Raw genomic sequence first — 13,426 nt, 5'->3', positions numbered from 1 at the left:
TATACGCGCATTCTGTGCAACAAAGATAAACCTTTTTACCCGTAAATATGCCCCTTTCCGGTGGAAAATGCGCCACTTTGGGGTGCAAACCTACATGGTTATGGTTGTAATATGCGGCATTTTGGAGGGTGAAACACGGCATATTGCAGTGTGAAATGCCGTATATCACAACCTCGAACGGCGCTTTTGCGGTTGCAAAAATGCAGCATTCAGTCTTTTTAACATCTCGTTTGGGGAAACAAACAGATGTTTTTCATATAACAAAATGGCAGGCGAAACGAGTGTTTGCCTGCCATTCTGATATTTCTCAGTCGATAAATCTCTTTGTGATATCGCCGTATTCGTCTATCCTTCTGTCGCGCAAGAAGGGCCACCAGCGGCGCACCTGCTCGCCGTGACCAATGTCGAGGGTTATTATCTTGTGCTCCTCTTCGGTGTCGGACGCGCGGTATAGCATTTCTCCCTGCGGACCTGCAACGAACGAACTGCCCCAGAATTGTATGCCTTTTGTCTGTCCCGACGGGTCGGGCTCGTGCCCCACGCGGTTTACTGCCACAACATGTATGCCGTTGGCTACGGCATGTCCGCGCTGAACCGTTGTCCATGCCTCGCGCTGGCGCAGCTGTTCATCTTCCGTGTCGCTGCTTTCAAAGCCTATGGCTGTGGGGTATATCAGCATGTCGGCGCCCTGAAGCGACATGAGACGTGCCGCCTCCGGATACCACTGGTCCCAGCATACCAATATGCCGAGGCGCCCCACGGACGTGTCTATGGGGCGGAAACCGAGGTCGCCGGGCGTGAAATAGAACTTTTCGTAGTATGCCGGGTCGTCGGGAATGTGCATCTTGCGGTATCGTCCCGCAATGGTTCCGTCTTTCTCTATCACCACTGCCGTGTTGTGATAAAGCCCCGGCGCACGCCTTTCAAACAACGATGTGACTATCACCACGCCGTGTTCTTTGGCGAGTTTTCCGAAGAACTCGGTCGAAGGACCCGGTATCGGCTCTGCCATGTCGAAGTTGTTCACGTCCTCGGTCTGGCAGAAATACAGGCTGTTGTGCAGTTCCTGCAACACTATGAGCTGTGCTCCGAGCCGCGCCAGTTCTGCCGTTTTGTCGGCAAGGCGCTTCATGTTGTCCGCCGCGTCGGCGGTGTTGTGCTGTTGTATTATGCCTATCTTAATTTCTTTCATTGCTTTATTTGTTTGTATTCTATGTCTTTCTGATGCCTGTCTTGATATCTTCCGTTCCCGTTTTTACACCGTTCCCTCCGGATATTGCATGGTGCAGCAGTGCAGAGAGCCGTGCTGCCGTACGACGGTGAGGCTGTCTATGCCTATCAGCTTGTGATTTGGGAAGGCGGTGGCGAGCACTTGGCGCGCCCTCTCGTCGTTTTCAGGCTGTGCGTATATGGGATATATCACGGCGTTGTTCATTATCACGAAGTTGGCGTATGTAGCCGGGAGCCTGTCACCGTCGTCATATATGGCGTCGGGCATGGGCAACCGCAGCAGGCGGTAGGGCTTGCCGTCGGCTGTGCGGAATGTCTTTAACTGCTCTTCCATAAGCAGCAGGTCGGCAAAGTGGCAGTCTTCCCTGTCGTCGCAGCCCACATATACCAGTGTGTCATCGGGTGCCGTGCGTACAAGTGTGTCGATATGCCCGTCGGTGTCGTCGCCTTCAAGATGCCCGTGGTCTATCCATAATATGCGTTCCGCGTTGAGACAGCTCTTCAGCTTGTCCTCTATCTGCTGCTTTGTCAGCGGCTGGTTGCGGTGGGGTGCCATGAGACAGCCCGTCGTTGTGAATATCGTGCCCTTGCCGTCGCTCTCTATCGAACCGCCTTCCAGCACAAATCCGTCAAGATCCGTATATTCTCCCCGGCATATTCCCGCGGCATACAGGCTGCGGTTTATGGCATTGTCTTTTTCATAGGCAAACTTTTCTCCCCAGCCGTTGAACCGGAAGTCGAGCAGTTTGCAGGCGTTTCCGTCAGTGAGGGTGATAAATCCGTGGTCGCGTGCCCATGTGTCGTTTGTCTCACATTGGTGAAACCGTATGTTTCTTTTCTGTACATCGGTGAGCGAAGCGTAGAGCATGTCTTTCACCGTCTCCGTATCGGGCGAGACGACAATCAGAAGTTCGTTGTCGGTTATCGCCTTTGCCATTTCCACGTATGTGGCGTTTATGCTGTCAAGATAGTCTTTCCAGTCGGTTCCGGCGTGCGGCCATGTCAGCTGTATCGCGCTCTGCCTTTCCCATTCGGCAGGAAGTCTCATCGTGTTTGCCATGTGTTCAGTAGTTATCTAATTGTTGTTTAAGTTTCTCTTTCTTGGACATTTTATGCTTGTCTTTCAGTGCATTTATTGCAAGAGGTATGAAGCCGAGGATGTTGAACCCCTTTGCCATTCCCTGGTTTGCAAGGAGTTTACGGTCTGTTGCGGTCATGCCGCTGTAGTTGAACTTGGGTCCCGGCTTCTTGGCATACACCACAACCTCCGCCAGAGTCCTTCCGTTGGGCAGCAGGAACACCGTGTCTTTTATCTCTTCACGGTTCATGTTGCGCGACAGATAGCCCGGACGTGTGAACGTGGCGCTGCTGAAATCATCGTTAATGGAGAAAGATCCGTTCCATGAGGTCTTGACACCCCGGTTGTTGTTCATGTTTATCATGACGTCTCTTATCGGTATCCGCGTCTCTATATCCACCACAACGCCGCTTATCTGTGCCCGGATGTTGTGGCACAGGAGTGTAAGAAATGATATAAAGAGCGTCTTTTCCATAAATATAGACAGAGATAATGCAAGCCTGACGCAATCAAACTTGCTTGAAATTGCTGAGGCGAAGCTTGTCTTATGCAAAGATAATGCAAGCCGAATGCAATCAAGTTTGCTTGAAATTGCTGAGGCGAAGCTTGTCTTATGCAAAGATATTGTGTTCTTTTCATAATGCTGTAACAATCAAAACCTATTTAATTACATTTATTTAAATTTAGTAGTTAACCTGCTTTGCCTTTGCATATATTCATTGTTTTTAGTACTTTCGCAGCCGTTATGCGAACAGTTATACTATTATTTACGCTCGTTTGTTACGCCGTTCTTTCATCGTCGTGCGGCATAGGCGGCGGCAAAAAGCCTCTTATGGGAGGCATAAGAGACGGCAGAAAGCATGTTGGACAGGCATCGGAAAAGCATGATGACGGCGCTTCCGGTGACCGTATGTATGGCGGATTTACAGGTCTGCCGGCACCGCTGTCGCATCTTCCGGAGCAGATTTTGAGGCGGACGGGTTATGTAGTGTCGTACAACAAGGACACCCGCCTGCCCAACTGGGTGGCGTGGCATCTCACTGCCGAACGGACAAACGGCGACGCAAAACGCCCGTCGAGGGCATTTCATGAGGACGACGACGTGCCGGTGCCGAGGGCGGAGGACCGCGATTACTATAATTCGAGCTACGACCGGGGGCACATGTGTCCGGCTGCCGACAACAAATGGAGCGTCGATGCGATGCTCGAGTCGTTCCTGTTCACCAACATGTGTCCGCAAAACCATAATCTTAACGTAGGCGACTGGAACGAAATGGAGAACCAATGCCGCCGTTGGGCGCAGCAGTACGGCGACATATACATCGTTTGCGGACCTGTGTTGTACAAGGGAAAGCATAAGACCATTGGCAGAAACAAGGTCGTTGTGCCGGAGGCTTTCTTCAAGGTTGTGCTTTGTCTTGCCGGCACTCCCAAGGCAATAGGTTTTATATATAAGAACGTGGCGGGCGACAGACCGAAGGGAGACTACGTGAATACGGTGGACGAAGTGGAGAGAATAACGGGTATGGACTTCTTTCACGACCTGCCCGACGATGTCGAAGAGGCTGTCGAAGCCAAGTGCAGCCTGTCCGACTGGTGACATCTTGCCTTGCAACAGGTTGCCTGCGAATAGTTAAAATAGAATAATTATCACCCTTTTATACGTCGTTTGTGCTCCGGAATGCTTAATTTTGCAGCGCAATACATATTAAATAAAGGCTGAAAAGCGTGAAAATAAGAGAAGTGGTTGATGCCCTTGAACGTTTCGCGCCTCTGCCCTTGCAGGAAGGATGGGACAATTCCGGTCTGCAAGTAGGATTGACAGAGGCGGAAGTATCAGGGGCATTGTTGTGTCTTGACGTTACGGAAGAAGTGGTGGACGAGGCTTTGCGGTTGGGTTGCAACCTCATTGTTTCGCATCATCCGCTGATATTCCGTGCCCTGAAGCAGGTTTCCGACGCAACAGATGTTCAGAGAATAGTGATTAAGGCTATACGTAACAATGTGGCTGTGGTGTCCATGCACACAAACATGGACAACGCCCGGGGCGGCGTGAACTTCAAGATTGCCGAGAGAATGGGGCTTTCCAACGTCCGTTTCATCGGTGAAGAGAGCCTTGACGCGGAGAAAGGCAGCGGTGTTGTCGGTGAGTTTTCCGAGCCTGTGCAGGCTGTTGCATTCATCCGGATGCTGAAAGAACGCTTCGGCGTGCAGTGTGTTCAGTGCAACGAACTGCTGCATCGCGGCATAAGGCGTGTGGCAATCTGCGGCGGCTCGGGCGCGTTTATGCTCGATGAGGCGGTAAAGGCGGGCGCCGATGCCTTTGTTACCGGCGAGATGCACTATCATGAGTTCTTTGCCCGCGAGCAACAGATACAGATAGCGGTCATCGGTCATTACCAAAGCGAACAGTTTACAAACGAAATATTCAATTCAATAATCAAGGAGGCGTGTCCGCAGGTGAGGACTTTCCTTACGCAGACGAACACTAATCCGATAATCTATTTATAAATATGGCAAAGAAAGATCTTACAGAACTGTCGGTGGAAGAGAGGCTTAAAACTCTTTACCAGTTGCAAACCACCCTGTCGGCAATCGACGCGAAGAAAGCGTTGCGCGGAGAGTTGCCTCTCGAAGTAAAAGACCTGGAAGACGAAATCGTCGGTCTTAACACACGTGTCAAGAACATTCAGGCGGAGATAGCCGACTTCAAGGACGCGGTATCCAAAAGAAAGGCGGACATTATGGAGGCAGAGGCGAGTGTGGCACGTTATAAAACGCAGCTCGACGACGTCAAGAACAACCGCGAGTACGACACGCTGAGCAAGGAAATAGAGTTCCAGTCGCTCGAGATAGAGTTGTGCAACAAGAAAATAAGGGAAGCAAACATAAAGATAGAAGAGAAGACGCAGGATCTTAATGCCGCAGAAGAGCTTATCAACGACCGTCAGTTGGCTCTCGCAGAGAAGAAAAGCGAGCTGGACGAGATTGTAAGCGAGACACGTGCAGAGGAGGAAAAGCTCAGAGAGAAGTCACGTGAGCTTGAGCTGAAGATAGATCCGCGTCTCCTTACGAGCTTCTACCGCATCCGCGACAATGCCCGTAACGGTCTGGGACTGGTATATGTGCAGCGTGATGCCTGCGGAGGATGCTTCAACAAGATACCGCCACAGCGTCAGCTTGATATAAAGATGCACAAGAAAATCATTGTCTGCGAGTATTGCGGACGTATTATGATCGACCCGGAACTGGCAGGTGTGAAGACCGAAAAGCCCGAGGAGGAGAAGCCGAAGCGCAAGCGCGCGATCAGAAAGACCAAGTCTGCAGAGGAGACGGAAGACTGATCTGCCGTCATAACGAGGCGTTTTCCATCGTGATATAAATAGAGGTGTGTCAACGAACGCACCCTGTTAGCAGTAGGGACATATTCTTGTATTTGTCCGTTTGTATAGAATGAACACCGATTGGTGTACAAACGGACAAATACAAGAATATGTCCTTACTTGTCGGATGACTCATAAATGCCATGTGATTCAAGGCATTTCTTTTGCCGTTACTTTATGCCTTCCACCGTATATCCGGCTTTTTTCAACAGTTCTATCACGCCTTTCTCACCTACAAGATGTGCCGCTCCGACGGCAAACAGCGTGGACTTGTCTTTCATTATTCCCGGCATTATCTTCACCCATTCGGCGTTTCGTCCGTATATCAGTCTGTCTTCTTCCTCCTGTGTGGCATCGCACGAGTTGTTGTATTTCATGTCCGTAGCTTCTTTCAGCAGTTTCATGTCCTGCGAGAAATAGCCTTTCGTTACCATGTCCGTCACCTTCTCGTTCATTTCCCTGTTGTCTACAAAACACATCAGCAGTTCTTTCTGCCTATCGAGTGTATAACCTTTGAACAATACATCAATTTGATGTTCCATTGTTTCGAGACCTCCTGTCGGCTTGCCTTTAGCCATTGCCTCTTTCTGGAAGTAGTTGTCGATGGTGTTTGTGGGGTCCATGTTCGGTGTCTTCTTCAAGTATGAGAGCATTGTGAGCTGTGTCAGCAGTGCCTGCGGAGACAGTTTGTTCAGCTGTTGTGCCACCATCGGGTTTGTAAGGTCCATTCCTATGAGTTCTTTCAGAACGGCGTTCAGTCTTCCCGTTTCGTCCGTATCAAGCAGTTTGTCCAGTGTCTGTCCTTCGGGAAGCATCATTGCCGCCTGCATTGTCATCAGCTTTTCAGGGTTGGCAAGGTCTGCCGTTACAATCTCACCGTATACTTGCTCTGCCGCATTCATTGCCTCTTTGGCACCTTTTATGCTGTCTGCGAACGTTCCGGGAGCAAGATGATAGGTTCCTACTATGTACGAAGGCTTCTCCAACCCGTTGCCTGTGACCTTCCATAATAACTGTGCCTGCATGCCGACTGCGGCAACAAGCAGCATCACTGTCGATAAAATTTTCTTCATGATTGTTTTATTTATATTGTTAAATGATTTCATAGGCATGCGGATTACAGTATAATAATGTATTAAGGAACAAGCTTTATTCTTGAAAAAGAGAGCGTACAATTGTACGCTCTCAACCAACACAAAAACTAAACTAGACTTAATTAGACAAAGCAAGCTTTTCACAAAGCCCTCATTGTCGTATGCAAATATACGATAAATAATCGAAATTACATCAAAGCATACGTTGTTTTTTTACACTTTTGTTGTTAATTGTCATATTATCGTTGTTTTATCGGCTAAATAAAGGTCTAAAACAGTCATCGCAGCCATCGCCTCGACAATGGGAACAGCCCTTGGCAACACGCACGGATCATGGCGTCCGCGTGCCTTCACTGTTATATTGTTACCGTCTGTGTCCACCGTTTCCTGTTCTTGCAGCAGTGTTGCCACGGGTTTGAATGCAATGCGGAAAAATATGTCTTCGCCGTTGCTCATGCCTCCTTGTATGCCTCCGCTGTTGTTTGTGGCGGTACGTATATGCCCGTTGTCGCTGACAAACAAGTCGTTTATCTCGCTTCCGCGTGCCTCTGCCACGTCAAATCCCATGCCGAACTCGATTGCCTTTGCCGCATTTATTCCCAGCATGGCACTTCCCAGCATGGCATTCAGCTTGCCGAACTCCGGTTCGCCCAGACCTACCGGGCAACCCTTTATTACGCATGTTATCGTTCCGCCGATGGTGTCGCCTTGCGCTTTCACTTCGGCTATGAGCCTTTCCATTTCCCTTGCCTTTGTCTCGTCCGGACAGCGCACGGCGTTGTCTTCCGTCTTTGTCAGGTCGTATGCGGTGTAATCCTTGTCCAACCGTATATGTCCCACCTGCGATGTATAGGCATTTATCTCCACTCCTATTTCCTTAAGAGCCAGTTTTGCCAGTGCACCGCCCACACATCTGCTTATCGTTATGCGTGCCGACGAACGTCCGCCGCCGCGATGGTCGCGTATGCCATACTTATTATAATAGGTGTAATCGGCATGCGACGGGCGGAAAGCGTTGCGCAAATTGTCGTAATCGTCCGAGTGCTGATTGGTGTTGTGCACCACGAAGCCTATGGGACATCCTGTCGATTTGCCCTCAAAGACACCGCTCAGCAGTTCCACCCGGTCGCCCTCGTTGCGCCCGGTGGTGATATTGCTCTGCCCCGGACGACGCCTGTCAAGTTCATGCTGTATGAAAGCAGTGTCTATGGCTACGCCTGCCGGCATGCCGTCTATCACTCCTCCAACAGCTTTGCCGTGGCTTTCGCCGAACGACGTCAGCGTGAAAATGTTACCGAAAGTGTTCCTCATCATCCGTTTTTATCAGTGGCAATGCCCGCATCCGCATCCGTTGTCGTTACCGTGGTGGTGTCCGCAGCCTTCGTCGTGACCGTTGTGTCCGCCGCAATCACCCTCGCAGTGACCTCCACAGCAGCATCCGCCACCGCTCATGCGGTTTATCAGTCCCTGTATCTCGTCGTTTGTTGCCTCGCGCGAATCGATGATAACGCCCTTGAAGAACAGGTCGTTGCCTGCATAAGGGTGGTTGAAGTCCATTTTCACACTGTCAGTTCCCACCTTGAGAACCTTTGCCTGAAACTGATTACCGTCCTCGTTCTGCATCGGAACGATGGCTCCGGGATAGATATGCTCATGGTCGAAATGTCCGTTTATGGAAAATACAGACCTGTCGATTTCGATTATAAGCTTGTCATCGTGAGCACCGAAAGCCTTTTCCATGGGGATGCTGAACTCGAATGTAGCACCCTTTTCAATGTTCATCACGTTCTTCTCAAATTCCGGATGAGCTATGCCGAAGCCGCTGATAAACTGGAACGGATGTTCGATATCGGTCTCTTCCAACAGTTCTTTCTTTTCACCGTTGACTGTGTATAGCTTGTATGCCACAGCGATGTACTTGTTTCCTTTTGTCTCCATTATATATTATAGTGTATTATTTTCGGTCTTTTTTAATATTACGTGAATGCAAAGATAATGCAAGTCGAACGCAATCAAACTCGTTTGAGATTGCTGAGGCGCCGCTTATCTTATGCAAAGATAATGCAAACCGAGTGCAATACAAAATAAAAAGATTGTTTTTATCAGCCGTTACGCTTTTCTTTATCCGTCCGTTTTGCAATGTCTTTATTACCGACGCACATGCCCTGCGTTTTCAATACACGACCTTTCGCGTTTCAAAAGGTGCCCTTTCAGGCTCTAAGAGGTGCCCTTTCGGCGTGCAAAAGACCGCCTTTTAGAAGGTAAAAGGTATCATCTTGATTATCAATAAGTTGCAAGACACGTTGGAAACACCGTTTTCACGGCTGTATGGAGACGAGATTTGAAAAGACATTGCGATGTGTTATATTGTTACATTATTGCTGAAAAACATTGCGAAATGTTTGTCAGAATGAAATAAAAGTTTTACTTTTGCAACCGTTGAATTAAGAAACAAGAAATGACAATGAACACTCTATACGCATCTTTTTATTACTTTTATTTTTACTTTGCAGGGCATTGCGAAGCGGGAAGTTGCGTGTAGGATTTCAACTTATGACAAGACAATCTTTAAAGAAAGATACAATCAAGTCCCGCTTCACAAAAGATGAGGCGGGATTTTTGGTATAACGGAATATATATAAACGATGAAGACAATAGCAATACAAGGATTTGAAGGCTCGTTCCACGACATTGCCGCCCACGGTTATTTTGCCGGCGAGGATATAAGGCTGATATGCTGTGCCACGTTCGAGCAGGTCTTTGAAAACATAAGGCGTAGTCCGGACATTGTGGGGCTGGTGGCGATAGAGAATACCATTGCCGGTTCGCTGCTCCATAACTACGAACTGTTGCGCGATTCGGGTACGACGGTGGCGGGCGAATACAAGTTGCGCATATCTCACTGCATCTGTTGTCTGCCCGAAGACTCGTGGGAGACAGTTGCCGAGGTCCACTCTCATCCCGTAGCCCTGATGCAATGCCGCGGTTTTCTTGCCAACCATCCCGAGCTGAAAGCAGTTGAGGCGGAAGACACGGCAGGCTCGGCAAAGTTCATTGCCGAAAACAAGTGTCGCGGTTGGGCGGCGATATGCAGCCGTCAGGCGGCCGAGATGTATGGCATGAAAGTGCTTGAAGACCAGATAGAAGACAACAAGCACAACTTTACGAGATTTCTTGTCGTGGCAACTCCGGGCAGGGAGGGTATGCTGAGAACATGCAGAGAAACGGACAAGGCAAGCCTTGTCTTCTCGTTGCCACACGAAGAGGGCAGTCTGTCGCAAGTGCTGAGCATACTCTCGTTCTACAAGATAAACCTTACAAAGATACAGTCGTTGCCTATAATAGGTCACGAGTGGGAATATATGTTCTATGTAGACGTGGTTTACAACAGCGCCACACGCTTCTGCCAGTGCGTGGACGCCATAATGCCATTGACAAAAGAACTTAAAATATTAGGAGAGTACAGACATGACGGAACAAACCCTACGATATAACATAGAGCCGGCAAGACGCCTGTCGGAGGTCAGCGAATACTATTTCAGTCGCAAGCTCAAGGAAGTGGCGGAAATGAATGCGGCGGGCATGGACATAATAAGTCTTGCCATAGGAAGTCCCGACATGCCGCCATCGCCGCGCACCATAGAGACACTGTGCGAAGTGGCGCGTCGTGCCGATGCCCACGGCTACCAGCCCACAATGGGCACACCCGAACTGCGCACGGCAATGGCAGGGTTTTACAGGCGGCGTTTCGGCGTTGAACTTGATCCGCATACGGAGATACAGCCTCTCATCGGCAGCAAGGAAGGAATACTGCACATAACCCTCGCTTTTGTAAATCCGGGCGACGAGGTGCTTGTTCCCGATCCGGGCTATCCCACCTATACATCGCTTAGCAAGATATTGGGAGCAAGGGTGGTGAACTATCCGCTTTGCGAAGACAACGGCTGGCAACCTGACTTCGATGCTCTCGAGAATATGGATCTGAGTCGTGTGAGACTGATGTGGACCAACTATCCCAACATGCCCACCGGCGGAAACGCACGCATGGAGACATATCGCCGTCTCGTGGATTTCGCCCGCCGACACTCCATAGTGGTGGTCAACGACAATCCCTATTCGCTTATTCTAAACGAACAGCCGCTGTCGCTGTTGCAGGTGCCGGGCGCGAAAGACTGCTGCATAGAGCTTAACTCGATGAGCAAGAGCCACAACATGCCGGGCTGGCGTGTGGGGATGTGTGCCACAAATGCCACATTCATAAACTGGATACTGAAAGTAAAGAGCAACATAGACTCCGGTACGTTCCGCGGTATACAGCTTGCGGCAGCCGCTGCATACGACAACAGCGACGAGTGGCACCGCGAGTCAAATATAGAAGTGTATCGCCGACGCCGTGAAACGGCAGAGCGGATAATGCGCGTGTTGGGCTGCAAGTTCGACGAAGGGCAGGTGGGAATGTTCCTGTGGGGGCGCATTCCCGACGGATATGCCGATGCCGAGCAGTTGACGGAACGTGTTCTGCACAAGGCAAGGGTGTTTATCACCCCCGGATTTATTTTCGGCGAGAAGGGCAGACGATATATACGTATCTCGCTCTGTGCCAAGGAAGAACGGATGAAAGAGGCTCTGGAGAGAATAACCGCGAGCATTGGAGATAATAAACATAAGGACAATAATAAATAAACATACAGCAATGGAACTGGAACTGCAATCTTTAAACCTGCCGTGCGATGACGAGCGTCTTATCGTAATGGCTGGTCCGTGTTCGGCGGAGACCGAAGAACAAGTTATAACAACTGCCCGTCAGCTGGCTGCAAAAGGCTGTCACATGTTCAGGGCGGGCGTGTGGAAGCCGCGCACAAAACCGGGTGGATTTGAAGGAAACGGCGAGACGGCACTGCCATGGCTGAAGACTGTGAAAGAAGAAACGGGCATGATGGTGGCTACTGAGGTGGCAACACCCGAGCATGTGGAGCTTGCTCTCAAGTACGGAGTGGACATATTGTGGGTGGGAGCACGCACCACGGCAAACCCGTTTGCCATGCAGGCGCTTGCCGACAGTCTGTGTGGAGTGGATGTTCCCGTGTTTGTGAAGAACCCCGTCAACCCTGATCTCGAACTGTGGATTGGTGCCATGGAGCGCATCAACCAGGCGGGCGTGAAGCGTCTTGCCGCAATACATCGCGGATTTTCGAGCTACGACAAGAAGATTTACCGCAATCTTCCCATGTGGCAGATACCCATAGAGCTGCGTCGGCGTATACCGCAGTTGCCCATTATCTGCGACCCCAGCCACATAGGTGGCAGCCGCGAGCTTATAGCACCGCTGTGCCAACAGGCTATGGACCTTGGTTTTGACGGACTGATTGTAGAGAGCCACTGCAATCCCGACAGCGCATGGAGCGACGCAAAGCAGCAGGTTACGCCCGATGTGCTCGACTACATACTGAGCCTTATTGCCATACGCGATGACAAGATGACCACGGAGGGTATCGTGGCGTTGCGCAAACAGATTGACGAACTGGACAATCAGCTTATGGAACTGCTTGCAAAGCGCATGCGTGTATGCCGCGAGATAGGACAGTATAAGAAAGAACACAACATGACGGTGTTGCAGACCGGGCGTTATAACGAAATACTCGACAAGCGCGGTGCGCAGGGTGTGCTGTGCGGAATGGACCCGAAGTTTGTGAAAGAAATATTCGAGTCGGTACACGAAGAGTCGGTAAGACAGCAGATAGAGATAATAAACAAATGAGGCGTTTATGAAAATTCTGGTACTTGGTGCAGGCAAGATGGGTAGTTTCTTTCTCGACCTGCTGAGCTTTGAACATGAGGTGGCGGTGTATGAGAAAGACCCTTCACGGCTGCGGTTTACCTATAACACCCTGCGGTTTACGCAGACGGAGGAGATAAGGCAGTTTGCTCCCGAACTTGTGATAAACGCCGTTACGGTGAAGTATACCATACCTGCGTTCGACGAGGTTCTGCCCCTGTTGCCCGACAACTGTATAATAAGCGACATATCATCGGTAAAGACCGGTCTGAAGGAATACTATGAAAAGAGCGGGCGCCGCTATGTGTCCACTCACCCGATGTTCGGTCCTACCTTTGCCAATCTTAACCAGTTGCATGAGGAGAATGCCATAATAATAAACGAAGGCGACTATATGGGCAGGATATTCTTCAAGGACCTGTACAGCAGTCTGGGGCTTAACATCTACGAGTATACCTTTGAAGAGCACGACCGCACAGTGGCATACTCGCTCAGCATACCGTTTGTGAGTACCTTTGTCTTTGCTGCCGTGATGAAGCATCAGGATGCACCGGGAACGACTTTCAAACGTCACATGCGCATAGCACAGGGCGTGTTGAATGAAGACGACTATCTTTTGCAGGAAATACTATTCAATCCGTATACCTCGGAACAGGTGGAGAATATACGCACGGAGCTGAAAGACCTGCTCGATATAATAGAAAAGAAAGACGCCGCGGGCATGAAGGATTATCTTGAAAAGATACGGAAGAACGTGGAATGAGTGGTAATTTATAATTAATAATTTATAATTATGAGGATGACTCCTCAATTCCAAATTCGTAATTCCGAATTCCTCATTCATAATTCTTAATTCTTAACTCTT

13 protein-coding genes are annotated in these 13,426 nt (G+C 49.7%); 7 read left to right on the top strand and 6 right to left on the bottom strand.

All coding sequences use genetic code 11. The features are described from left to right. Positions 1 to 307: 307 nt before the first annotated feature. The 3 genes from HPS54_RS05435 to HPS54_RS05425 form a co-directional block, all read right to left on the bottom strand. Positions 308 to 1,192, bottom strand: a complete 885-nt coding sequence (locus HPS54_RS05435) for a carbon-nitrogen hydrolase (protein ID WP_172344453.1) — start codon at positions 1,190 to 1,192, stop codon at positions 308 to 310. A gap of 63 nt (positions 1,193 to 1,255) precedes the next feature. Next, positions 1,256 to 2,278, bottom strand: coding sequence for an agmatine deiminase family protein (locus HPS54_RS05430; protein WP_420907314.1), 1,023 nt, complete (start codon positions 2,276 to 2,278; stop codon positions 1,256 to 1,258). A 16-nt stretch (positions 2,279 to 2,294) separates the two neighbouring features. Continuing rightward, positions 2,295 to 2,783, bottom strand: coding sequence for a hypothetical protein (locus tag HPS54_RS05425; RefSeq protein WP_172344451.1), 489 nt, complete (start codon positions 2,781 to 2,783; stop codon positions 2,295 to 2,297). Between the two features lie 270 nt (positions 2,784 to 3,053). Here HPS54_RS05425 and HPS54_RS05420 point away from each other — a divergent pair, with 270 nt between their 5' ends. The 3 genes from HPS54_RS05420 (at position 3,054) to HPS54_RS05410 (ending at position 5,652) form a co-directional block, all read left to right on the top strand. Next, the gene (locus HPS54_RS05420; RefSeq protein ID WP_172344450.1) at positions 3,054 to 3,908 is read left to right on the top strand and encodes a DNA/RNA non-specific endonuclease; all 855 of its coding nucleotides are present in this window, start codon (positions 3,054 to 3,056) and stop codon (positions 3,906 to 3,908) included. A gap of 128 nt (positions 3,909 to 4,036) precedes the next feature. Next, the gene (locus HPS54_RS05415; protein ID WP_172344449.1) at positions 4,037 to 4,819 is read left to right on the top strand and encodes a Nif3-like dinuclear metal center hexameric protein; all 783 of its coding nucleotides are present in this window, start codon (positions 4,037 to 4,039) and stop codon (positions 4,817 to 4,819) included. A 2-nt stretch (positions 4,820 to 4,821) separates the two neighbouring features. After that, entirely contained in the window at positions 4,822 to 5,652 is an 831-nt protein-coding gene (locus tag HPS54_RS05410; RefSeq protein ID WP_172344448.1) for a zinc ribbon domain-containing protein, read from the top strand. 209 nt (positions 5,653 to 5,861) lie between these two features. Here HPS54_RS05410 and HPS54_RS05405 read toward each other — a convergent pair whose 3' ends face one another. From HPS54_RS05405 to HPS54_RS05395, 3 genes are all read right to left on the bottom strand, one after another. Further along, on the bottom strand, positions 5,862 to 6,764 hold the full coding sequence (locus HPS54_RS05405) for a TraB/GumN family protein (protein ID WP_172344447.1): 903 nt from the start codon (positions 6,762 to 6,764) through the stop codon (positions 5,862 to 5,864). A 255-nt stretch (positions 6,765 to 7,019) separates the two neighbouring features. Further along, positions 7,020 to 8,096, bottom strand: coding sequence for a chorismate synthase (aroC, locus tag HPS54_RS05400; RefSeq protein ID WP_172344535.1), 1,077 nt, complete (start codon positions 8,094 to 8,096; stop codon positions 7,020 to 7,022). Between the two features lie 12 nt (positions 8,097 to 8,108). Beyond that, positions 8,109 to 8,723 carry an FKBP-type peptidyl-prolyl cis-trans isomerase gene (locus HPS54_RS05395; protein WP_172344446.1) on the bottom strand — a complete coding sequence of 205 codons (615 nt, stop codon included), beginning with the start codon at positions 8,721 to 8,723 and terminating at the stop codon, positions 8,109 to 8,111. Between the two features lie 707 nt (positions 8,724 to 9,430). On the opposite strand from HPS54_RS05395, the gene HPS54_RS05390 reads away from it, so the two are divergent. Genes HPS54_RS05390 through HPS54_RS05375 form a run of 4 tightly spaced genes read left to right on the top strand, consistent with a single transcriptional unit; the run spans position 9,431 to position 13,324 of the window. Further along, positions 9,431 to 10,279 (top strand): prephenate dehydratase, encoded by an 849-nt coding sequence (locus HPS54_RS05390; protein WP_172344445.1) that lies wholly within the window; start codon positions 9,431 to 9,433, stop codon positions 10,277 to 10,279. Beyond that, positions 10,254 to 11,468, top strand: a complete 1,215-nt coding sequence (locus HPS54_RS05385; RefSeq protein ID WP_172344444.1) for a pyridoxal phosphate-dependent aminotransferase — start codon at positions 10,254 to 10,256, stop codon at positions 11,466 to 11,468. The genes HPS54_RS05390 and HPS54_RS05385 overlap by 26 nt, the downstream gene beginning before the upstream one ends. A gap of 10 nt (positions 11,469 to 11,478) precedes the next feature. Further along, positions 11,479 to 12,543 carry a bifunctional 3-deoxy-7-phosphoheptulonate synthase/chorismate mutase type II gene (locus tag HPS54_RS05380; RefSeq protein ID WP_172344443.1) on the top strand — a complete coding sequence of 355 codons (1,065 nt, stop codon included), beginning with the start codon at positions 11,479 to 11,481 and terminating at the stop codon, positions 12,541 to 12,543. 7 nt (positions 12,544 to 12,550) lie between these two features. Then, positions 12,551 to 13,324, top strand: a complete 774-nt coding sequence (locus tag HPS54_RS05375) for a prephenate dehydrogenase (RefSeq protein ID WP_172344442.1) — start codon at positions 12,551 to 12,553, stop codon at positions 13,322 to 13,324. The last annotated feature ends 102 nt before the right edge of the window (positions 13,325 to 13,426 follow it).

The organism is Xylanibacter caecicola, from assembly GCF_013166515.1.
Classification (GTDB): domain Bacteria; phylum Bacteroidota; class Bacteroidia; order Bacteroidales; family Bacteroidaceae; genus Prevotella; species Prevotella caecicola.
This window is presented reverse-complemented; position numbering and strand designations above follow the sequence as displayed.